Below are 21,950 nucleotides of genomic sequence, written 5' to 3' on the forward strand. Positions count from 1 at the left end.
CCGAGAGAAGCACGCCATTCGCAGCGGAATATCATTCCGGGGCTGATCTGGACCTTAGATTCCGATCCGGACGATCCACCAGTTGTCTGCGTAGATCGGGCCGATGCGGAGCGGGGTGCCCGGCCGTGAGGCGTGAAGAATCTTGTTGTCTCCGGCGTAGAAGCCGATGTGTCCCGCGCTGACGACGAGGTCGCCAGGAACGGCGTCGGCAACGGGGATCCGGGTACCCATGTTGCCCTGGGCGGTCGAGGAGTGCGGCATGTTAATGCCGAACTGCGCGTAGACGTACTTCACGAACCCCGAGCAGTCGAACCCTGCGGGGGTGGCTCCGCCGTAGACGTATGGGACGCCCTGGTACTGCAGCGCGACGTTGAAGACCTGGTCGAGGCTGAAGTTCGAGGGGTAGGCGGGACTTGCCAGGTGATCGGATGCCGTTGGTCCGGAGAACGACGTCTGCTGGGTTGCGAATTCGGCGCGACGGGTCGCAGCCTCTGCCGCTTCAGCGACCGCACGCGCGTTCGCGAGTTCCTCGGCCGTCGTCGCTGTATACCCATCGCGAACAACGGTCGCGGCGGTCACGCCTTCATCGACGGAGAGTGACTGCGCCCCTGACTCCTTGAGTGTCTGGAGAGTGGACGAAGGCGCCGCCTGGTCAGTCGCGGTCGGCGAGAAGGCATAAGCGGGGAGCGCTACAGTGCCGAAAAGCCCGGGGACGACGATCGCCATAATGGCTGTCGACCGGAACTTGCGCCACACACTCTCTTTCGGAGCGGGCTTCGCGGTCCGTGCCACCGGGGCTGCGGGTGTCACTGCACTGGGCTGGCTGCGAACCGGACGCGGCGAGCGCAGGGCCACCCGGTGGGACGTCGACGGGTCGCTTTTCTCCGACTCGCCGTCGAACGGGCTGTTGTTTACGGCCAAAGCGTGAACCTCCGGCGCCTCGAACACCACACTAGGGATGGCGTCTCGTCTACACAAATATTCGGGTTCCGCAGCCGAGGAGACGAGCGGGAGAGGCGCCTCGGAACGGGTTCCTGCGGCCAGTTCTGACCTTCGGACGTGTTCGAGCGTACGTGACCGTTACCAATTTGTCACCTTTTTCGCACGGAAACTAACGAATTGGTAACGGGAGCCCAACGGCTCTGGTGTCAGAACCGCGCACGTGAGTCGGCATTAAGCCGCAGTGAGGCCGGTTTTACGGGGTTTCGACGAAGATGTGACCGGCGACCTCGTTGGGAAGTTCAAGACCTTCCCCAAAACCTTCAACCTGAACCAGAACATAAGACCCAGCCGGGGAGAACACACCGACCGAACCAGGCATGATGCCGCCCTGCTTCAGCTGCAGAAGGAGTTCCGGGTCGACCTGCGCTGGCTCACCGAGGCGACGGATCGTTGCGGTGATCGGTTCACTTCTGCCGCGGACGAGCTCGACCAGGTTCGTCACTCCGTGCGCAAACGCACCAGCGGGGGTATCGCCGAGTTCCTCGAGGCCGGGAATCGGATTGCCATACGGTGATTCGGTCGGGTGGTTGAGCATGGCGAGCAGCTTGCGCTCAACCTGTTCGCTCATGACGTGCTCCCACCGGCAGGCCTCCTCGTGAACGTACTCCCACTCAAGCCCGATCACGTCGCTGAGCAGTCGTTCGGCCAGACGGTGCTTGCGCATGACGTGCACGGCTTTGCTGCGTCCCGTCGGCGTAAGTTCGAGGTGGCGGTCGCCGGAGACCACCACGAGTCCGTCGCGTTCCATGCGACCGACGGTCTGTGACACTGTCGGACCCGAGTGGCTCAGCCGCTCGGAGATCCGGGCACGGAGAGGCACAATGTTCTCTTCCTCGAGTTCGAGGATGGTACGAAGGTACATCTCGGTGGTGTCAATCAGGTCAGTCATTGACGTCTCCCATGGTTCAGCGCGATAGTCCCAAGCCTACTGTGCGCTGAACCCCGCTTTGGCGCGCCTCGATCGTCACAGAAGTTCGGGGACCGGTGCATCGCTTCTAGAATCGGAACATGCCTGACATTGTGATCCCGAATGACCTCAAGCCAGCGGACGGACGATTCGGCTGCGGCCCGTCCAAGATCCGTACCGAGCAGGTGGCCGCGCTGACGGAAGCGGCCCAGTCGCTGCTGGGCACCTCGCATCGCCAGGCCCCGGTGAAGAACCTGGTCGGCCGCGTTCGCGACGGGCTGAGTGCGCTGTACTCGCTCCCCGACGGATACGAAATTGTGCTCGGCAACGGAGGTTCGACCGCGTTCTGGGATGCTGCATCCTTCGGATTGATCGAACGCCGGAGCCAGAATCTCACGTTCGGTGAGTTCGGTTCGAAGTTCGCAGCGGCCGCGGCGGCTCCGTGGCTGGAAGCGCCGGATGTCCGGAAAGCTCCCGCTGGCTCACGGGCAACAGCGGAACCCGTCGACGGCGTCGACGTTTACGCCTGGACCCACAACGAGACATCCACCGGCGTCATGGCCCCGGTCACGCGGGTGACGGCGGACCCCGGCGCGCTCACGGTGATCGACGCGACGAGCGCTGCTGGCGGCGTCATGATCGACGCTGCGCAGACCGACGTCTATTACTTTGCCCCGCAGAAGAACTTTGCGTCGGATGGCGGCCTGTGGTTCGCGCTGTTCTCACCTGCTGCCATCGAGCGTGTTGAGCGAGTTGCATCGTCCGGCCGTTACATTCCCGAATTCCTCAGCCTGAAGAACGCGGTGGACAACAGCCGCCTGAACCAGACCCTCAACACCCCGGCCCTCGCGACCCTCGTCATGCTCGACAACCAGGTTTCGTGGATCCGAGAGAACGGTGGCCTCGCCTGGGCCGACTCCAGGACCAGGGAATCCTCGTCGTACCTGTATGAGTGGGCCGAGAAAACCGCGTACACAACACCATTCGTCACGGATCCCTCCGACCGTTCACAGGTCGTCGTAACGATCGACTTCGATGACGCCGTTGATGCGGGAGCCGTCGCGAAGGCGCTTCGGGCCAATGGAATCGTCGACACGGAGCCCTACCGGAAACTCGGTCGCAACCAGCTCCGCGTCGCAACCTTCACCGCCATCGAACCGGACGACATCCGTCAGCTCACGCGCAGCATCGAGTTTGTCGTCGACGCGCTGTAGAGCACACAGACCACGCAATAACGCCCGCCACTTGTGAAGTGGCGGGCGTTATCTGTCGGCGCGTCAGTAGCTGCGTTCGCCCTCGTCATCGTCGGACGCTTCGTCCGATTCGTCGTCTTCGTCCGATTCGTCGTCTTCGTCCGATTCGTCGTCATCGTCCGATTCGTCGTCATCGTCCGATTCGTCGTCATCGTCCGACTCGTCGTCATCGTCATCCGACTCGTCGTCATCGTCCGACTCATCATCGCCCGTGACATCAGACTCGTCGATTTCGTCGACGTCGACACCATCGACGTCGCCGGCGTGAAGGATGCTGAACCCGTCATCATCGTCGTCGTCCTCGTCGTCCTCCAACTCGGCAGCGGCCTCTGCGAGGAGACGCGCCTCCTGTTCGGCGGCCTCCTGCGATGCGTGATAGTCGGCGAGACGCTCAGACCACGGCACCCAGACGGGCGCGAGCAACGCGGACTCCCCCGGCAACAGCTCGGTCTCGAGGACGGTGGGCGCATCGTCGCCAACACGGGCAAGTGTCACTGTCCAGTTCCACCCGGGGTAACCGGGAAGAGTCGAGGCGAACAGCAGGGAGAGCACGTTGTCGTCTTCGACGATGTGTCCGGTGGGTTGACCGATTGTCGACGCTGGTGTGACCTTCAGGAGTGCTTCGCGAGCCACATCGACAGAGGCGAGGAGCACGTCATCTGCGACGGGCGCTGGCTTCGACTCGGCAGGCTTCGACTCGGCACCCTCGGAGATGGCAGCGTGGGGCGCTGCGGTCTCGTCCGCCGTTGCCTGAGCCGCGGCCTGATCCGTCACCGCCTGATCCGTCGTGACCTGATCCGCCGTTGGTTCCTGCTGGGCGGCCGTCGGCGCCGTCTCCTGGGCGGCATCCGTTCGCTCGCGGCTCTGCACCGAATCGACGGGAGAATCAGTTGCGGCAGTTTCGGGTGCGGCGGTGAAACCGGAATCGGCGTCTGCAGCGGGCGCTGCGTCCTGACCGTGTGGGAGTGACTGCTCCGTCGTGGAGTTCTCGGCGGGGTTCATCGAAGTGCTCCTTGGGAAAAGACGGCGGGCCCAACGTGGCGCAGCGATCACGCGTCCAGTTCGTCGGCTACCCGGCGCAGCAATTGTGCGACCTTGCGGCTGTGTGCATTGTCGGGGTAGCGACCCTTGCGCAGGTCTCCGCCGAGGCCGTCGAGCAGCTTCACGAGATCTTCGACAATGATCGCCATATCATCGGCTGGTTTGCGCTTGAGCTTCACCAGGCTCGGGGGCGCGTCGAGGACGCGAACCGAGAGCGCCTGAACTCCGCGCTTGCCGTCGGCAATCCCGAACTCGAGTCGGGTGCCGGCCTTGACCGAGGTCACGCCGGCGGGCAGAGCCGATGCGTGCAGGAAGACTTCCTGGCCGTCATCGCTCGAGATAAAGCCGAAGCCTTTCTCGTCGTCGTAGAACTTAACCTTGCCGGTGGGCATGGACTCAACCTCGCAGTGAATAGACACGCCGGCGAACCGGCGAGTGGTGCAATCGTCGCGGCAGGAGCCGAACAACGAGCGGGCGTTCTGGTCCCGCGTCTCAAGCTTAGAGCGTCAGGCATCACACCAGTTCTGCCGGATTCAGCCCGGAGCGATATCCTGAGCATGTGACCGACAATAATCCGCAGAACGTCAGCCGTTTTGAGCGAGTCCTCGCCTACATGCTGCTCGGGCTTGTGATCCTCTCCGTTGGCACCTTCCTCGCCATCATCATCGGGACCTGGCAGGGAATGGGGTCAAGCGATTTCGCCGCCGGAATCTGGCCGGTCGTCGTCATGGTGCCGTACATCGGCCTCCCTCTCGCATTCGTCCTGCTGATCGCGCTGATGATCACGAGCGTGATCCGGCGTTCCCGCGAAAACAAGCGCACGATCGCTCAGCGCTGACACCGCCTGCTGCTCATGACGGACATTATGACCCTCGCAAGCAGCCTTCGCGCGCGGGACGACGCCTCACTCGAACACCTCCTGACGCTCCGCCCACCCGCACCGCGAGGACGGGTCAGGGACTTCTTCGACCTCGCAGAAAGCCTCCTCGACCCCGCGGGAATCCGCTCAGCACTGCAGCGTCTCGACCGGCACACGCTCGCGGTGCTCGCTGCGGCGACAGCCGATTCGCTCTCCGCAACAGAGATCGCGGATCGTATCGGGAGCATGACTCCTGACCAGGTCGATGACCGCGCCGCTCACGCCGTCGAGAGCGCGCTGCTCACCAGGACGGAGACCGGATACTCCGCGCTCGGCCCCGTGTCAGGCGTCCTCGCCGACTGGCCGAAGATCGGCCTTCCCGACCTCACGGACCTCGCAACGTCACCGCCGCCGGCCGCGGGTGCAACGCCAACAGCAGCATCCGCCCGGTCAACGGATCTCGGTGCGGCCGACCACGCCTTCCAGACCACCATGGCCACCGCGGAACTCGTGGTCGAACTCCTCGCGCACCCGGTCCGTGAGCTCGGCAAGGGTGGCCCCGCCCTTCCCGAACGTCGCCGGCTTGCCCGGGCGATGCAGGTCGAAGCGCCAGCGGTCGACAGCTATCTCGACCTCGCGGTACGCAGCAATCTGGCGTCCCACGAAACCGGTGGCTGGAATCCGACCGTAACCGGTGAGAAGTGGCTGTCCGCGTCCACCGCTGACCGCTGGGCCGTCCTGGCACGCGCGTGGGTCGAGGCGATCCCCGGCGAGGTGAGGTCGGTGCTCGGCGCGAGGACCGAGTGGGGCGAATCGCTGCATTCCTATGCGCGGTGGCTCTACCCGGCGGGCGGCGAGTGGCTTCACGGAGAAGTCACCCGCGTCGCTGCCCACGCGGAGTTGCTCGGAGTGACGAGCGGCCCGTCACCCGCGGCTCAGGTGCTCAGCACACCGGGAGCGGTGCTTCTAACGACGGATGCCGCTGCAGCGGCAGCAGCGATGGCCCACCTGTTCCCCGCTCACGTCAGTCAGGTCTATCTTCAGCACGACCTGTCGATCATCGCTCCGGGTCCTCTTCAGCCCGACCTCGACCAGACGCTCCGCAATTTCGCCGACCTCGAGAACCGCGCACAGGCGTTCAGCTACCGGCTCTCCCAGGCGAGCATCAACCGGGCGCTGTCATCGGGAGTCACCGCACGCCAAATGCTGGCGTTCCTCGAGAGCGTCTCCCTCACCGGAATCCCGCAGCCCGTGCACTACCTCATCTCGCAGGCCGCCGGCCGGTTCGGCACCATCCGGGTCGGAACGATCCCGTCCAGCACACCCGACCCGGACGCACACAGTTACGTGCGCTCAAGCGACAGCGCACTGATCGGCCTGCTCGACGTCGACCAGGCGCTGACGCCGCTTGGCCTGAGGCGGTCAGGCGAGAACCGGCTGGTGAGCCGATTCGAGTTCGAGGTCGTGTTCTGGGCGCTCAGCGACGCACGGTATCCCGTTGCTGCCGAGACACCGGACGGCGAACTCATCAGCCTGCGGCGACAGCGAACAACGCAACAGCCTGCCGCCCAGGCACCTCACGACCATTCGGCACTCATCGCCAGTCTTCGTTCGGCTCAGTTCGGTTCGCCGGAGGATTCGCGCCAGGCCTGGGTCGCGCGTCTGCTCGACGCCGCGATCCGCGCGAAGCAGACGGTTACCGTGATCGTCCAGGTGCCCAATTCGGGTCCGCTCGAGTTCGTGCTCGAGCCGACGGGGGTCTCCGGTGGCCGGCTTCGCGGTCGGGACAAACGATCCGATATCGAGCGCACTCTCCCGCTGTCAAGCATCCTTGAACTGAAATAGGATCCCGGCGCCGTTCACAGCCTTCGGCTATAGGGTAGCTAGTTATGTCTGATGGCCCACTAATCGTCCAGAGCGACCGCACGGTTCTCCTCGAGGTTGCTCATCCCCTTGCCGAGGACGCACGACACGACCTCGCGGTTTTTGCCGAGCTCGAGCGCGCCCCGGAACACATCCACACCTACCGGATCACCCGGCTGGGATTGTGGAACGCCCGTGCAGCCGGGCACGATTCCTCCGACATGCTCGCGACTCTCGAAAAATACTCGAAGTTCGCCATCCCCCAGACCGTCTCCCTCGACATCGCCGAAACCGTGTCGCGCTACGGGAGGCTCATTATTGAGCGCAATGACGACAACCAGCTGGTGCTTCGCTCCACGGACGCGGCGGTGCTGACCGAGATTGCCGGCGCCAAACGGATCTCACCGCTGCTCGTCGGGCATCCGTCTCCCGACACGTACCTCGTCGACGCGTGGGCGCGTGGCCAGCTCAAGCAGGAACTGGTGAAACTCGGCTGGCCCGCTGAGGACCTGGCGGGCTACACCCCCGGCACGCCGCACCAGATCGACCTTCGCGAGGAGGACTGGCACCTGCGGGGCTACCAGCAGAAGGCCATCGACAACTTCTTTGAGGGCGGTTCCGGCGTCGTCGTGCTTCCCTGCGGCGCGGGAAAGACCCTGGTCGGCGCTGGCGCTATGGCAACGGCAAAGACGAACACCCTGATTCTCGTCACGAACACGGTGTCTGCCCGGCAGTGGAGAGACGAGCTGCTGCGGCGCACGAGCCTGACCGAAGAGGAAATCGGTGAGTACTCCGGTCAGGTCAAAGAGGTCAAGCCCGTCACCATCGCCACCTACCAGATCCTGACCGCCAAGCGAAAGGGCGAGTACGCCCACCTCGCCCTCCTCGACGCCATGGACTGGGGACTGGTCGTCTACGACGAGGTCCACCTCCTGCCCGCCCCGGTGTTCAAGCTCACCGCAGAACTCCAGGCTCGCCGCAGGCTGGGCCTCACGGCGACGCTCGTCCGAGAGGACGGCAGGGAGGGCGACGTGTTCAGCCTCATCGGCCCGAAGCGGTTCGACGCCCCCTGGAAGGAAATCGAAGCCCAGGGCTACATCTCACCGGCGAGTTGCTACGAGGTCAGGATCGACCTCCCGCAGTCCGAGCGACTCACCTACGCCGCTGCGGCCGATGACGAACGGTACCGCCTCGCTGCGACGGCCCCGGCAAAGCTTGACGTCGTCCGTGACCTAGTCGCTCGGCACGAGGGTGAGCGCATTCTCGTCATCGGGCAGTATCTCGACCAGATCGACGAGCTCGCCGAGGAACTCGGCGCGCCCAAGCTCACCGGGGCAACGCCCGTCGACGAACGCGAACGGCTGTTCCAGGCGTTCCGGACCGGCGACATCACGGTTCTCGTCGTGTCGAAGGTGGCGAACTTCTCCGTCGACCTTCCCGAGGCGACCGTGGCGATCCAGGTGTCTGGCTCGTTCGGTTCGAGGCAGGAAGAAGCGCAGCGGCTCGGGCGGCTCCTCCGACCGAAGGAGTCGGGACTGTCGGCCAATTTCTACACGCTCGTCGCCCGGGACACTGTTGACCAGGACTTCGCGCAGAACCGGCAGCGGTTCCTCGCCGAGCAGGGTTACAGCTACACAATTCTCGACGCGGGCGCTCTCGCCGCCTGACCTCAGCTGCTGATCCCTGGCCCGCCTCGCGGGTGCTTCCGGACGTACCTGAGGAGGAGGGTCCCGTCAGAACCCAGGACGTGGACCAGTTCGAGAGCCCGCTGGACGTGACCGGCGACGCCCGTCGCAATACGCGATGCGCCTGCGCCCTCGAGAATCGGTGAGATCGTCAGGCACAGTTCGTCGACGGCGTCATCCCTGATGAGGTCCCCGAGCAGTTTTGGACCGCCCTCGCAGTGCACCTGCCGAAGGCCCCGCGCAGCGAGGAGCGGCAGCATCCGTAGTGTGTCGACCCGTGACCGGCCCGCGACAAGCACGTCGGCGACCGCAGACAACGCAGCGACCCTCTCGACCGGTGCATCCTCGACGGTGACGATGACCGGGCGCACCGGAGCCTCGGTGAAGATCCGTGATGACGGGTCAAGGCTCAGGCTGGCCGAAATGATGGCGAAGACCGGATGCTCGGTCAGTCCGTTGGCGACTCTCCACGCGGCCGCGTCCGGAGTCAGGCGCATCGGTCCATAGCCCTCGGCGCGCACGGTCCCCGCTCCAACGACCACGACATCGGAGAGTCGGCGCAACAGGTCGAATACCCGGCGATCGGCGGCGGAACCCAGTCCAGCTGACAGCCCGGCCGAGGTGGCGGCACCGTCGACGCTCGACACGAAGTTGACCCGCAGCCACGACGCAGACCTGTCGCGCACCGCATAGAGAGCCAGGATTTCGTCGTCACTGAGATCGTCACTGAGCTGGCCATCCGCGCTGTGGAGCAGCGCAATCCGCGGTTCAGTCATTGCTCTCGCCCATATTGTGGCGAAGATATGCCGGCTCACGGAGCCCGAGGATCGTTTCGGTCATCCGGGCCGCATCGACGGCGGGACGGACGTTGTGCATCCTGATGATCCGTGCTCCGTTCATGATCGCGACCACAGCGGCGGCGAGCGAACCGGCTATCCGGTCATCACGGTCACGGCCGAGGGTCTCACCGACGAAGTCCTTGTTCGAGACCGCGGCGAGGGCGGGGTATCCCAGCGCCGCGATCTCGCCGAAGCGACGGGTGAGTTCGAGCGAATGGACCGTGTTCTTGTTGAGGTCGTGCCCCGGGTCGACGATGATGCGGTCGGGCGGAATCCCCGCGGCCCGTGCGAACTCGGCCTGCGCGGCCAGGAAGTCGACGACCTCGGCAACAACGTCGGTGTACACCGGTCGGGGAAACACGGTCCTCGGTGCTGCGAGGCTGTGAGTGACGATGACGCCGGCGCCGCCGTCGGCGATGACGGACGCCATCTCCGGGTTGCGGAGCCCTGTCGTGTCGTTGATGAGGTCAGCGCCAGCGGCGATGCTGCGCCTCGCGACCTCCGGCTGGAAGGTATCGACGGAGATCATCACATCGGATGCCGCGCGAATGGCAGCAACGACCGGTTCGACGCGGGCCACTTCGTCTGCGACCGCGAGCTCCGGCCCCGGCGCGAACGGGGTACCTCCGATGTCAATGATTTCTGCACCATCAGCGACCGCGGCGAGCGCGGCAGCGACGGCCGCGTCGAACGCAAAGGTACTGCCGCGGTCGTAGAACGAGTCGGGCGTGCGGTTGACCACCGCCATCACTCGGACGCGGCGTGAGAGGTCGATTACCCTGCTGCTCCCCCGACGCTCGGACGGGTAACCGGGAGGCGTGCGCGAAGCGTCCGGAACTGAGTCGGTCATACCTCCCATCGTGCCCCACGGCGGGTCGGGTTGCCCCCGCCGACCCCGGCGTGGGCTCAGCGGGATGGCCATAGCCGAAACGTTCAGAAACAATTCAGGGAACACGCAGATACTGAGAATATGACTGGACCACGAATTCTCATCGTCGATGACGAACCGAACATCCGCGACCTGCTCACCACGAGCCTCCGTTTCGCCGGCTTCGCTGTGCGGGCGGTTGGAAACGGCGCCCAGGCCATCTCCGCCGTCCTGGAAGAGGAGCCAGACCTCATCATCCTCGACGTCATGCTTCCCGACATGAACGGCTTCGGCGTCACGAAACGACTTCGCTCCGCCGGCTATACAGCTCCCATCCTGTTCCTGACGGCAAAAGACGACACCGAGGACAAGATCATGGGCCTCACCGTCGGTGGCGACGACTACGTGACGAAGCCGTTCAGCCTCGACGAGATCGTCGCCCGCATCAAGGCAATCCTCAGGCGAACAATGCATGCTGATGAGGATGCCGTCATCCGCGCCGGCGAGCTCACCATGGATCAGGACACCCATGAGGTTCTCGTCGGTGAGACACCGATCGAACTCAGTCCTACCGAGTTCAAGCTGCTGCGTTATCTCATGCTCAACCCGAACCGCGTGTTGAGCAAGGCGCAGATCCTTGATCACGTATGGGAATACGATTTCAACGGTGATGCCGGCATCGTCGAGAGCTACATCTCCTACCTCCGCAGGAAGCTTGACCAGTTCTCGACTGAGCCCCTCATCCAGACCAAACGCGGGTTCGGCTACATGCTGAAAACAGCGAAGGCATAATCGAACGGTGTAATGCACGATTCAGCAGCCGAGTGGTGGAACGCGATTTCACTGCGGACGAAGATCACCGGCGTGACGGTACTCGTGCTTGCCTTTGGGCTCGTCGTCGCGGGCGTCGGGACCATGACCATGCTTCGCCCCGCCCTCGAGGGCAAGGTGAACGCTGACCTCGTCGCCGCTGCCCAGGCTCCGACGCCGCCCGGCTTCCTCGACCTTGACGCCGGTGCCGCCGAGGATGCCGGCGAAATGGTTCAGGATGCCGTCTCCTCCGACTACTACACGGCTGTCTACGACGCAGACGGTCGCCTGCGCGCGGCGACATGGCAGAACCGCGACAGGCAGGACCTCCCCAAGGTCCCGACGACCGTGACCCTTGCCGCTGCTCTCGAGCAGGGCGAGAGCATCTTCGAACTCCGCACGGCGGACAAGAAGGAACTGTTCCACGCGGTCATCGTTCCGTACCAGTGGAACCACCAGGGCGACATGGGTGTCGTCCTCGTCGCGGTGTCGATGCGTGAGACGGACACCATCATCGCAACGCTCTTCACCATTTTCTTCGGGTTCGGACTCGGCGTAATCATCCTCGGGGCGCTACTGACGAGAGTCCTCGTCACGAGCACCTTTCATCCGCTCCGCGAAGTGGAACACACGGCCGCGGCGATCGCTGACGGCGACTTCAGCCAGCGGCTCTCGGTGTCGACCCCGAACACCGAGGTCGGTCGCCTGAACCGCTCGCTGAACACCATGCTCAACCGCATCGACAAGGCGTTCTCCGACCGTGCACGGACCATCGACCAGATGCGGCGCTTCGTCGGCGACGCCAGCCACGAACTGCGAACCCCGCTTGTCAGTGTTCGCGGTTATGCGGAGCTCTATCGCATGGGGGCGCTTCAGACGCCCGAGGACATCGCAAAGGCGATGGACCGGATCGAGAAGGAAGCCATCCGCATGGGCGGACTCGTGGAGGATCTCCTTGAGCTTGCTCGCCTTGACGAGACAAAGCCCATGGTGTTCGAGCCGGTCGACCTCTCCCCCATCGCCCGCGATGCAGCACTCGATGCGAGCGCGTCAGCGCCTGATCGGGTGGTCCGGGCCGTGGTCGATACGCCGCCGAACGAGCCCGCCGTCGTCGCCGACGCGAAATCCGAGGCTTCCGGGCCCGTCACGAAACCGCCAGCAACCGCTGAAACGTCCGCGACAGGACCCATAGCGTTCGCCGGAGCGACCCTTGCCCGCCTCCGCCGACGACCGCGAAAGGCCGAGGGGACCGACCCGAAGCTCACCGGCGATCTTCCGCCGATCCAGGCATCCCCGCTGCCCGAGGTCCCTGCCGTCGTGCTCGGTGAGGAGAACAAGCTCCGGCAGGTGATCACCAACCTCGTCGGAAACGCCATCCGGTTCACCCCGGCCGGCAGCCCCCTTGAAATCGCGGTCTCCGCGAATCCCATCAACAAAACTGCGACGATCGCTGTGATCGACCACGGTGAGGGTGTTCCGCCACAGATCCGGGAGAAGATCTTCCAGCGCTTCTGGCGCGCCGACTCCTCACGAGCACGGGAAACGGGTGGCTCCGGCCTCGGTCTCGCTATCGTCTCGTCGATCGTCCACGCCCACAACGGATCGGTGAGCGTCACAGACACTCCCGGCGGCGGCGCCACCTTCCGGGTTACTCTTCCGCTGTACACACCCGCTTCGGCTGCCGACGCCAACACCGCCGACGCGGCACCGGCCGCATAGCCGCCCCTTCACAGGTCCCCTCCCCCGCGCTGGAGTCCCCATCGCGCCTGGTCGGCGTTCCGCGCCGCCGTGTCCGCGTACCGTCGGTTGTCCGGTCGAACCGCGAGCGAGGTTCGCCACGACATCGAGGAGGACACAGTGACCAGGTACCAGGTAGACAGCGACATCGTCATGGGGACGACGGCGAGGGTTCGCGGCACAATTGACACCATCCAGAGCGAGGTCACCGGTCTCCTGAACCAGCTCACCGAGTTGCAGAGCACGTGGACCGGCGAGGCGTCAGCGGCGTTCCAGGGGGTGGTCACCGACTGGCGTGCAACCCAGCAGCGGGTCGAAGAGAGCATCACGACCATCAACCAGGCACTGGGCCGCGCCGGAACGCAGTACCAGGAGGTCGAGCGCGGGAACGCGGACCTGTTCCGCATCGGCTGACCGCGAGCACCGCGAGCGACGCACCGGCATCCAGCGCGCACGTCCTGATCCCGACTCGGACACACCGGCACGAACACACCAACTCAACACCCCGCCGTTAAAACACAACTGGGCGCCTCCGTGAGGAGACGCCCAGTTGCTGTGAACTGTGGTTCGGACTAGAAGTCCATGCCACCGGTCGGGTCGCCGACCGGAGCCGGGTTCTTCTCCGGCTTGTCAGCCACAACGGCCTCGGTGGTGAGGAACAGGCCGGCGATCGACGCTGCGTTGAGCAGGGCCGAGCGGGTAACCTTCACCGGGTCGTTGATGCCAGCTGCGAGCATGTCAACGTACTCACCGGTCGCGGCGTTGAGGCCGTGTCCGACGGGCAGGTTACGCACCTTGTCAGCGACAACGCCAGGCTCGAGGCCCGCGTTGAGGGCGATCTGCTTGAGCGGAGCGTCGATGGCAACGCGAACGATGTTCGCACCGGTTGCCTCGTCACCCGTGAGCTCGAGCTTCTCGAACGCAGTCTTGCCAGCCTGGATGAGCGCAACGCCACCACCGGCGACGATGCCCTCTTCGACAGCTGCCTTCGCGTTACGAACGGCGTCTTCGATGCGGTGCTTGCGCTCCTTGAGCTCGACCTCAGTCGCTGCACCCGCCTTGATGACTGCAACGCCACCGGCGAGCTTCGCGAGGCGCTCCTGGAGCTTCTCGCGGTCGTAGTCGCTGTCGGTGTTGTCGATCTCCTTGCGGATCTGGGCAACGCGGCCCGCGATCTGCTCAGCGTCGCCGGCACCGTCGACGATGGTGGTCTCGTCCTTGGTGATGACGACCTTGCGTGCACGACCGAGGAGGTCGAGCGTGGCGTTCTCGAGCTTGAGGCCGACCTCTTCAGAGATGACCTGTCCACCGGTGAGGATGGCGATGTCCTGAAGCTGAGCCTTGCGGCGGTCTCCGAAGCCAGGAGCCTTGACGGCGACAGACTTGAAGATGCCACGGATCTTGTTCACGACGAGGGTCGCGAGCGCTTCGCCGTCAACGTCCTCGGCGATGATGAGGAGCTGCTTGCCCGACTGGATGACCTGGTCAACAACGGGGAGCAGGTCCTTGATGTTGGAGATCTTCGAGTTGGCGATCAGGATGTACGGGTCTTCGAAGACCGTTTCCTGGCGATCGGGGTCCGTCACGAAGTACGCGGACAGGAATCCCTTGTCAAAGCGCATACCCTCGGTGAGCTCAAGCTCGGTGCCGAACGTGTTCGACTCCTCAACGGTGACAACACCTTCCTTGCCGACCTTGTCGATCGCCTCGGCGATGATGGCACCGAGTTCGGGGTCACCGGCAGAGATGGATGCAGTAGCTGCGATCTCTTCCTTCGACTCGACCTCTTTGGCGTTGGTGACGAGCTCTGCGATGACAGCAGCGGTTGCCTTTTCGATGCCGCGCTTGAGCGAGATCGGGTCGGCGCCGGCTGCGACGTTCCGCAGGCCTTCGCGAACGAGAGCCTGAGCGAGCACGGTGGCGGTGGTGGTTCCGTCGCCGGCGACGTCGTCAGTCTTCTTGGCGACCTCCTTGACGAGCTCTGCACCGATCTTCTCGTACGGGTCGTCGAGTTCGATTTCCTTGGCGATGGATACACCATCGTTGGTGATTGTGGGGGCGCCCCACTTCTTCTCAAGGACAACGTTGCGACCGCGTGGGCCGAGCGTGACCTTCACGGTGTCGGCCAGAATGTTCAGGCCGCGCTCGAGGCCGCGGCGGGCTTCCTCGTCAAAAGCAATGATTTTTGCCATGTGGTTTTTCGTCCCTCCCGGACGTGATGAACGTAGTTAGCACTCAATGATTGCGAGTGCTAACTCGATTCTGGCACTCTCCACCTGCGAGTGCAAGCCAGTGGAGACAGGATCGGCGACCCGTGCGCTTCGGGAGGAAAAACCGCACGGCCGTGCCGCCATTGCCGACGGCCCACCCGATCTGCCGCCCGAAACCACACGACGGACGCCGCCCGCGCGACGGCACCTCCGGGCCCGGCACAACACAACCCGGACCGTCGGCCCATGCCCCCGGAGGGAAAACATCGGCGGCCCGCGCGTTTCGGGAGGAAAAACCGCAGCGCTGCGCCGCCATTGCCGACGACCCACCCGATCTGCCGCCCGAAGCCACAGGAGGACGCCGCCCGCGCGACGGCATCCGTTCGCGGCACCATGCCTGGATGTCTCCCGGACACAGCAATGCCGCCCACTTCCGTGGACGGCATCGTGTGATGCGAGGACGACCGGCCGACTCAGACCGGGCGGACCGCCTCTGCCTGCGGGCCTTTTGCCCCTGTGCCTACTTCGAAGACGACCTTCTGGCCTTCCTCGAGGACTTTGTAGCCACCCATGTCGATCGCGGAGTAGTGGACGAACACGTCCTGTCCCTCCCCGTCGTCGGTGATGAATCCGTAGCCCTTTTCAGCGTTGAACCACTTCACGGTTCCACTCGCCATTGTCACTCCCAGTTGCTGTGTTCCTCTCCACCCAGGCCTGCGCTGGCTGGGGTCTGCCGCCGTACGGCCATTGTGCTGACCCCTTCTCCGCCTTATGGAGGCGCGGACCGTGGAGCAAAATGTTCGACCAGTTCCAGATACTAATGAACGGGCAACAACTAGCAACAGGTTTTTTTGCAAATCACGCGGATGGTTACCTGGCGCGAACTCCCGCGAAACCCGAACGAAACACGCACACCCCCGGAGAGGCAGCAGGTCAGTCCTCGGGGACGAAGTCAGACCCGAGCACGACGGTGAGCTGAAGAACCGGCTCCTCGCCCTCTTCGACGGGGATCTGGAACTGCGTTGACAGCTGAATGTTGGAGACACCGAGCGCTTCGGCGAGCCCGCGGGCTGCGCCTTCCTGCGAGGGATCCTCGTAGTAGACGGCGGTCGTTGTCACGTCGGTCGCGCTCGCGTTGCCCGGGGTGATGTTCTGGGTCCAGCCCGCCGAATTCAGCTGTCCGATGGCCCGGGTGGCAAGACCCTTGGTCGTCGTTCCGTTGAGTACCGTCACCATCGCCTCCGGGTCGATGGTCGCGACCGCTGCCGGTGTCTCGGTCGACTCCGGAGCGGCAGTGGAGGTCGACGTGTCGGTGAAATTGACCCGGTCGCTCAGGACGAACAGTCCGAGGATGCCTGCCGCGACGAGCACAACCGTCGCCAGTGCTGCCCAGAGGAAGACGACCCATCCCCTGCCCGGCCTGGGCGGCGCACGGTGAGCACCAACGCGTTTCAGGTCGTCCGGGATCTCGTCGAACCTGTCCTTGGCGTAGTGTTCGGCCATGTCGCTCTCGTGTGGTCCTCTGGGTCGGCCCGCGAGGGCGTTGGTGGGTGAATCTCGGGCAACCGCGACTAGTTCTGCGCGGCGCCCCGCGCTCGCGCCCGCCGGGTTGCCTGCCTCGCGTCCCGCAATCGATGGAGCCGCTTTACAAGCATGGGATCGTGCCGGAGCGCAGCCGGACTGTCGATCACCGCGCTCAGCAATTGATAGTAGCGGGTGGGCGAAAGCTGAAAGGTCTCGCGGATGGCCTCTTCCTTCTGGCCCGCGTGCTGTGACCACAGGTTTTCAAAGTCCAGAATGGCGAGGTCGCGCTGCGAAAGTGCAGCGTCACGCGGTACGGACCCGGACACGCCGGTCGGAAGGGGGGCGTCGTTCTCGCTCACTGGTCTGCTGCCTTCCCGCGCACCGGCCCGCGCGTCGACCGCAATACTAACGCGGCCCACTTGTGCGTTTGACGATGGCACACGGCAATCGTTCGAACCAGATGTTCAGCCTTTGCCCAGCATTCGGTCACACGGGAACATCCCGGCCGCATGGCGGGTTTAATGGGGTACGACGACTTTCCGAAGGAGAAAACCATGACCGACCAGGTTCAGAAGAGCAACGACCAGTGGCGTGAGGAGCTCACCGATGAGCAGTACGCCGTCCTTCGTGAGGCTGCCACCGAGCGCCCGTGGACTGGCGAGTTGCTCGACGAGTCACGTGCGGGCGTGTACACCTGCGGTGCGTGCGGCGCTGAGCTGTTCCAAAGCGGGACGAAGTTCGACTCCGGATGCGGATGGCCGAGCTTCTATGAGTCGGTCCGGCCAGAGGCGGTCAAGCTCATCGAGGACAAGAGCCTCGGGATGGTGCGGACCGAGGTTCGTTGCGCGAACTGCGACTCCCACCTCGGCCACGTGTTCGACGACGGTTTCGGGACACCGACCGGTGACCGTTACTGCATGAACTCGATTGCGCTGAACTTCACAGCACAAGACTAGGCGTGTCAGCTCTGCTCACCGCCGTCGAGAACCGGCGGTCGTATTCCCGTGTCACCGACGTTGCGCCGACGCACGACGAGCTGCTTCCGCTGGTCGCTGCATCGGCTCGCGTCGCCGATCACAGTGCGCTCAAGCCGTGGCGCCTGATCGAGCTGCGCGGCGACGACAGGGTGAAGCTCGGCGCCGCGATCGCGAAGGCGGAGCATGACGACACACCGTCACAGAAGCCGCTGCGCGCGCCGTTGCTGCTCGCGATCGTGGTCTGCGAGAAGGAGAGCGGCAAAGTGCCGGCGTGGGAGCAGGAAGCTGTCGCGTCCGGGGTCGCTCACACGCTCAGCCTGCTCCTCGCGGACGCGGGTTGGGGCGTCATCTGGCGAACCGGTCACTACACGCGGTCGAAAGCCGTACGGAAGATGCACAAGCTGAAGAAGAACGAGCAGCTGCTTGGCTGGTTGTATGTCGGTGGCATCCCGGAGGGCGCGAAGGTGGGCTACCGCAAACCCGTCGACCCTGAGGAGTTTCTCACTCGGCTCCGGTAACGCCAGCGGCCCGCGGTCGCACCCTGATCGTTGCGATACACACGGCAGCGAGCGCCAGGGCCGCGCCGATGACCGTGGGTGCACCGAGGGGGTTGTCTCCAGGGGCTACCGCGTCGATCGCGACCGAGGCGAAGAGCTGCCCTGCCACGGTGCCGAGTCCGAGCAGAAGGACCCCGGTGTGTGCAACGAGGAACGCGTTGACCCCGATGAATACGCAGCCGATGAGCCCGCCGAGGTACAGCGCAGGGTCCGCCGGGAGACTGGTGGGCCAGCCCGCCAGCGAATTGCGGATGACCGTCACGGCGAGCAACGCTGTTGTCCCGACCAGAAAATTGATGAACGTCGCTGTCAGCGCACTCCCCGAACGCACACGCAGGCGCCCGTTGACCGCGCTCTGCCATCCGCTGCCGAAACCCGCGACGACCGGCATCAACAGCATCCACAGGGGGAAATCCCGCGACAGCTGCGCGGACATCGACCAGGTAACGGCAATGACAGCGAGCGCCGCCCCCGTGAGCCGCGGCCAGGTGAACCCGGATCGACCGTGAGGTCCAAAGCCCACACGATCGAGAACAAGACCGGAGATGGTCTGCCCGGCGACGAGTGCGACGCTGAAGAGCGCAACACCGATGACGGCACCGGTGATGCCCTGCGACAACACGAAGAATGCTCCGGCTACACCCCCAAGCACGCTCCAGAGCGGCGCGCTGCCGCTCCTGAGGTCGGAGACGACGACTCGAAGCCCCGTTCGTCCCTTCGGCACACAGGCCATCACGACGAGGAGAATGAGCAGGCCGGATCCGAACGAAATCGTCCCCGCCGTGAAGCCGTCGCCAATCGCGACGCCGAGCGCTCCGTTGATGCGGGTCTGCACGGCCATACCTGCACCGCACGCGGCCGCGAGTGTGACCGCAAGCCACGAGGGCATCCGACCGGACCGGGAAGGTGTCTCCACCGGACGCCTCATCTCCTGACAGCGGACGAGACCGGGAGCGCCCCGGCCCATCGACAAGATTCACGAGAGCCGCCTGTCGGATTCGAACCGACGACCTGCGCATTACAAGTGCGCTGCTCTGGCCAACTGAGCTAAGGCGGCATGGACCTGTCAATCATAACGAACCCGGGGACCGATTCGAGCCATGTCGAAGCGCTGCCATCGGGCACACCCCGAAGCCGCCCTCCCTTCGACGCCAGCGGGACATAAACGGCCCGTCGCCATGGCATCCTTGAAGTAACAAAGTTTTGAGGATTTTCATGGCACCTGCGTTTTCCGCGCCCGCCGGCGGAGCGAACGCCAGCCGATCTATTCTTGACCTCGCCATCCGGTGTGGCGAGGTCATCTTCGCATCGGGAGCGAGTGCCGAAGACGCGACAGCCTCGATGCTGGCCGTCACCCGGGCATACGGGCTTCGCGGGTGTGAAGCGGATGTCACGCACACGGTGATCACGCTGACGTACGAAGACTCCGACTCGAACGATTCGATCTCGAAGAGCCGCAACGTCAGGTATCGCACACTCGACTACACCCGCCTCACCAATACCTCTACCCTGATCGGGGAGCTGCTCCACAGCCCCGTCGCCGTCGCTGACGCCAGGTCACGCGTTGACGCGATCATCAGGGCACGGCCCATCTACCCGACCGCGGTTCGTCGCGTCGGCTGGAGCCTCGTCGGCGCCGGCGCGGCACTGCTGCTCGGCGGTGGACCGCTCGTGGTGCTGGCAGCGTTCGTTGCCACCTTCTTCGTCGACCTGCTGACGAGCGTGCTCGCGCGAACGCGGATCTCCGTGTTCTACCAGACCCTCGCGGGTGGCGCCGTCGGACCGATCGTCGCCGCCGTGGTCCACGTCATCGACCCTGCCGCGAGTTCCTCGCTCGTCGTCGTCGCGACCATCATCATGCTCCTGGCCGGCGTCACCTCGTTCGGCGCAGTGCAGGACGTGCTCTCGGGCTTCTACGTCACAGGGACGGCGCGCGTGCTCGAAGCGCTTCTCATCACCGGTGGGCTCGTTGCCGGGGTCGCAGGCACCAATATGCTGCTGTCACGCTTCGGCATCCTGCTCGACATCGAGCCATACGTCGCACCGACGCTCGAGAGCATCAGCGCGCAAGTGATCGGCAGCGTCATCGTGGTCATCGGGTTTGCCCTCGGTGTCGAGGTGCCGGCCAGGGCCATCTGGGCTGTCATCGTACTTGGCGTCCTCGGCTACCTGGTATTCGCAGCGGCCCTCACCTGGGAGATCGGTGTCGCCTGGAGCGCCGCGTTCGCCGCTGTCGCGGTCGGCGTCCTCTCGGCGTTCGCATCGAGAGCGGTCCGGGTCCCGCCCCTCCCCCTCGTCGTCACGGCCCTCGTGCCCCTTGTGCCAGGGCTTATTCTGTTCCGCGGCCTGCTCGAACTCAGCGCCGGCTCGATCGACGGGCTGCTCAGCATGATCGAGGCGGCGAGCGTCGCTGTCGCACTCGCGGCGGGAGCGCTGCTCGGACAGTACGTCGTTCAGAGCCTGCTCGGGCCCGCTCGTCGCATCCAGCGTCGCTTCGTCGGCCCACTCATGGGTGTGCAGGTTCGTCTCAGCCGGAAGCAGGACGAGACGATCTAGCCCGCGGGGGTCTCGCTCGGCACGGGGGTCTCGCTCGACGCCGGGGTTTCGGTCGGTGCCGGGGTCTCGCTTGGTGCCGGCGTCGACGACTTCTGGGCGTAGGTCTCGCTCGCCACGGAGAGCACGAAGGCCTGGAACTCCTTCGGGTCGGTGATGGACCCCGTGTACTGCTTGTCGTTGACGAGCACCGTCGGCGTTCCCTTGACCTTCTCGAGGCTCGAGTTCGGGATCGGCTCTGTGGTCGCCCTGTCTGTGGCTTCCTGCACCCAGCTGGTGAAGGTTCCGTCGTCGATGCAGCTCGAGATCGACGAGAGCGCCGATTCGTCCACTGTCTCGTTCGCGGACGCGAGGGCTGTCTTGGCGACGTCAGCGAGTTCGTCGTCGCTCAGCCCCTCAGTGCCCTCGGCAGGCTGGTCATCGAAGAGCAGGGTGCTGAAGACGAAGAAGGAGTCAGGGGCATAGTTCGCCACACACGCTGCAGCATTCGCGGCGCGGAGCGAGTACTGGGTGCCAGCCGAGCGACCGGTCAGAATGGCGATGGGGTGGTACTCAACAGTTGCCGTTCCGTTTTCGGCCCAGGTGGCGAGCTGCTCGGAGTTCGCCTTCTCGAATTGACCACACGCCGGGCACAGGAAGTCGACGTAAACCCTGATGTTCGGCACGTTGGCGTTGATCTCAGTTGCAACGGGCTTGGCTCCCGCCGCAATGGCCGGCGTCGTCACGGCTTTGAGGCCCTGGCCGATAACGATCCCGTCGGAGGCCATGTTCTTCGGCCCCGGTGCGGGGGGACGAATCGCGCTGGCGATCACAAACGCGATCCCGGCAATGATGGCGACGACAACGAGCACGAGTCCGCCCTGGAGGAAAATCCGGTTACGCAGGTCCCGCTTGCGCTGCGCGTCACGAAGCTCCTTCGCCTTTTCGCGGGTTGCCTCACGACGCTGGTTCTTCGTCGGACTGGACTCAGGTCCGCCGTTCGTCATGGATCCTCGCTTCGTGTAGTCGGGTGGGCACGCTACAGGCGCCGAACACGAATCGATCGTAGTTGCCCTCACTGGGAAATACCCAAACGGATGCTGGGCGCACGTGATGAGAGGACTGGAAACTGAAACGGCGGCAAGGAGCCCAACCGCCCCGGCTATCTGTCATACTGATGATCTCTCGAATGCCGTAAGGCATCCGGGAGCATGCAATGCAGCATGCGGAGCATGAATCCTCACTCGGATCGTCCGGCACGTACCTGCCGGTGAAGGAGCAGTACC

22 protein-coding genes and 1 tRNA gene are annotated in these 21,950 nt (G+C 64.6%); 10 read left to right on the forward strand and 13 right to left on the reverse strand.

All coding sequences use genetic code 11. From position 1 onward, the window contains the following. Positions 1-54 precede the first annotated feature (54 nt). Positions 55-921: a C40 family peptidase gene (locus AC1X6S_RS05410; RefSeq protein WP_483404743.1), complete on the reverse strand. Its 867-nt coding sequence runs from the start codon at positions 919-921 to the stop codon at positions 55-57. Between the two features lie 274 nt (positions 922-1,195). Beyond that, the gene (locus tag AC1X6S_RS05415) at positions 1,196-1,891 is read right to left on the reverse strand and encodes an iron-dependent transcriptional repressor DtxR (RefSeq protein ID WP_483404744.1); all 696 of its coding nucleotides are present in this window, start codon (positions 1,889-1,891) and stop codon (positions 1,196-1,198) included. A 119-nt stretch (positions 1,892-2,010) separates the two neighbouring features. On the opposite strand from AC1X6S_RS05415, the gene serC reads away from it, so the two are divergent. Continuing rightward, a complete protein-coding gene (gene serC, locus AC1X6S_RS05420) occupies positions 2,011-3,123 on the forward strand; it encodes a phosphoserine transaminase (RefSeq protein WP_483404745.1) in 1,113 nt (370 codons plus the stop codon). 63 nt (positions 3,124-3,186) lie between these two features. On the opposite strand, the gene AC1X6S_RS05425 is transcribed toward serC, so the two are convergent. Both AC1X6S_RS05425 and AC1X6S_RS05430 read right to left on the reverse strand, forming a co-directional pair. Then, entirely contained in the window at positions 3,187-4,164 is a 978-nt protein-coding gene (locus AC1X6S_RS05425) for a DUF3027 domain-containing protein (RefSeq protein WP_483404746.1), read from the reverse strand. A 47-nt stretch (positions 4,165-4,211) separates the two neighbouring features. After that, the gene (locus tag AC1X6S_RS05430; protein WP_483404747.1) at positions 4,212-4,595 is read right to left on the reverse strand and encodes a cold-shock protein; all 384 of its coding nucleotides are present in this window, start codon (positions 4,593-4,595) and stop codon (positions 4,212-4,214) included. 167 nt (positions 4,596-4,762) lie between these two features. On the opposite strand from AC1X6S_RS05430, the gene AC1X6S_RS05435 reads away from it, so the two are divergent. Genes AC1X6S_RS05435 through AC1X6S_RS05445 form a run of 3 tightly spaced genes read left to right on the forward strand, consistent with a single transcriptional unit; the run spans position 4,763 to position 8,592 of the window. After that, positions 4,763-5,041 carry a multidrug ABC transporter ATPase gene (locus AC1X6S_RS05435; protein ID WP_483404748.1) on the forward strand — a complete coding sequence of 93 codons (279 nt, stop codon included), beginning with the start codon at positions 4,763-4,765 and terminating at the stop codon, positions 5,039-5,041. A 15-nt stretch (positions 5,042-5,056) separates the two neighbouring features. Then, positions 5,057-6,907, forward strand: coding sequence for a helicase-associated domain-containing protein (locus tag AC1X6S_RS05440; RefSeq protein WP_483404749.1), 1,851 nt, complete (start codon positions 5,057-5,059; stop codon positions 6,905-6,907). A gap of 44 nt (positions 6,908-6,951) precedes the next feature. Next, positions 6,952-8,592: a DNA repair helicase XPB gene (locus AC1X6S_RS05445; RefSeq protein ID WP_483404750.1), complete on the forward strand. Its 1,641-nt coding sequence runs from the start codon at positions 6,952-6,954 to the stop codon at positions 8,590-8,592. Positions 8,593-8,594: 2 nt separating this feature from the next. On the opposite strand, the gene AC1X6S_RS05450 is transcribed toward AC1X6S_RS05445, so the two are convergent. After that, entirely contained in the window at positions 8,595-9,386 is a 792-nt protein-coding gene (locus AC1X6S_RS05450; RefSeq protein ID WP_483404751.1) for a pyrimidine reductase family protein, read from the reverse strand. Continuing rightward, the gene (gene folP / locus AC1X6S_RS05455) at positions 9,379-10,299 is read right to left on the reverse strand and encodes a dihydropteroate synthase (protein ID WP_483404752.1); all 921 of its coding nucleotides are present in this window, start codon (positions 10,297-10,299) and stop codon (positions 9,379-9,381) included. Before folP ends, AC1X6S_RS05450 begins: the two co-directional genes overlap by 8 nt. 120 nt (positions 10,300-10,419) lie before the next feature. Here folP and AC1X6S_RS05460 point away from each other — a divergent pair, with 120 nt between their 5' ends. From AC1X6S_RS05460 to AC1X6S_RS05470, 3 genes are all read left to right on the forward strand, one after another. Next, positions 10,420-11,109, forward strand: coding sequence for a response regulator transcription factor (locus tag AC1X6S_RS05460; protein WP_108391630.1), 690 nt, complete (start codon positions 10,420-10,422; stop codon positions 11,107-11,109). A gap of 12 nt (positions 11,110-11,121) precedes the next feature. Continuing rightward, entirely contained in the window at positions 11,122-12,846 is a 1,725-nt protein-coding gene (locus AC1X6S_RS05465; protein ID WP_483404753.1) for a sensor histidine kinase, read from the forward strand. Positions 12,847-12,933: 87 nt separating this feature from the next. Beyond that, positions 12,934-13,278: a WXG100 family type VII secretion target gene (locus AC1X6S_RS05470; RefSeq protein WP_483404754.1), complete on the forward strand. Its 345-nt coding sequence runs from the start codon at positions 12,934-12,936 to the stop codon at positions 13,276-13,278. A gap of 158 nt (positions 13,279-13,436) precedes the next feature. Here the strand turns inward: AC1X6S_RS05470 and groL are convergent, their stop codons facing one another. The 4 genes from groL to AC1X6S_RS05490 all read right to left on the reverse strand — a co-directional run bounded on the left by groL (position 13,437) and on the right by AC1X6S_RS05490 (position 16,924). Then, a complete protein-coding gene (gene groL / locus AC1X6S_RS05475) occupies positions 13,437-15,056 on the reverse strand; it encodes a chaperonin GroEL (RefSeq protein ID WP_108391632.1) in 1,620 nt (539 codons plus the stop codon). Positions 15,057-15,547: 491 nt separating this feature from the next. Next, positions 15,548-15,751 carry a cold-shock protein gene (locus AC1X6S_RS05480; RefSeq protein ID WP_108391633.1) on the reverse strand — a complete coding sequence of 68 codons (204 nt, stop codon included), beginning with the start codon at positions 15,749-15,751 and terminating at the stop codon, positions 15,548-15,550. Positions 15,752-16,007: 256 nt separating this feature from the next. Further along, positions 16,008-16,577 carry a LytR C-terminal domain-containing protein gene (locus tag AC1X6S_RS05485; protein ID WP_483404755.1) on the reverse strand — a complete coding sequence of 190 codons (570 nt, stop codon included), beginning with the start codon at positions 16,575-16,577 and terminating at the stop codon, positions 16,008-16,010. Positions 16,578-16,645: 68 nt separating this feature from the next. After that, a complete protein-coding gene (locus AC1X6S_RS05490; protein WP_483404981.1) occupies positions 16,646-16,924 on the reverse strand; it encodes a DUF3263 domain-containing protein in 279 nt (92 codons plus the stop codon). Positions 16,925-17,152: 228 nt separating this feature from the next. Between AC1X6S_RS05490 and msrB the strand changes: the two genes are divergently transcribed. Together msrB and AC1X6S_RS05500 are read left to right on the forward strand one after the other, a co-directional pair. Next, complete coding sequence (msrB, locus tag AC1X6S_RS05495) at positions 17,153-17,554, forward strand: peptide-methionine (R)-S-oxide reductase MsrB (protein WP_483404756.1); 402 nt, start codon at positions 17,153-17,155, stop codon at positions 17,552-17,554. Positions 17,555-17,556: 2 nt separating this feature from the next. Further along, positions 17,557-18,093, forward strand: coding sequence for a nitroreductase family protein (locus tag AC1X6S_RS05500; protein WP_483404757.1), 537 nt, complete (start codon positions 17,557-17,559; stop codon positions 18,091-18,093). Here AC1X6S_RS05500 and AC1X6S_RS05505 read toward each other — a convergent pair. Continuing rightward, positions 18,077-19,060 (reverse strand): DMT family transporter, encoded by a 984-nt coding sequence (locus AC1X6S_RS05505; RefSeq protein ID WP_483404758.1) that lies wholly within the window; start codon positions 19,058-19,060, stop codon positions 18,077-18,079. The two genes, AC1X6S_RS05500 and AC1X6S_RS05505, sit on opposite strands and share 17 nt — an antisense overlap. Positions 19,061-19,115: 55 nt before the next feature. Then, positions 19,116-19,189 (reverse strand) — tRNA-Thr (locus AC1X6S_RS05510). Between the two features lie 158 nt (positions 19,190-19,347). Between AC1X6S_RS05510 and AC1X6S_RS05515 the strand changes: the two genes are divergently transcribed. Further along, positions 19,348-20,688, forward strand: coding sequence for a threonine/serine exporter family protein (locus AC1X6S_RS05515; protein ID WP_483404759.1), 1,341 nt, complete (start codon positions 19,348-19,350; stop codon positions 20,686-20,688). Here the strand turns inward: AC1X6S_RS05515 and AC1X6S_RS05520 are convergent. After that, on the reverse strand, positions 20,685-21,671 hold the full coding sequence (locus tag AC1X6S_RS05520) for a DsbA family protein (protein ID WP_483404760.1): 987 nt from the start codon (positions 21,669-21,671) through the stop codon (positions 20,685-20,687). The genes AC1X6S_RS05515 and AC1X6S_RS05520 overlap by 4 nt on opposite strands. Positions 21,672-21,950: the final 279 nt, after the last annotated feature.

This window comes from Mycetocola sp. Y442 (assembly GCF_056898615.1).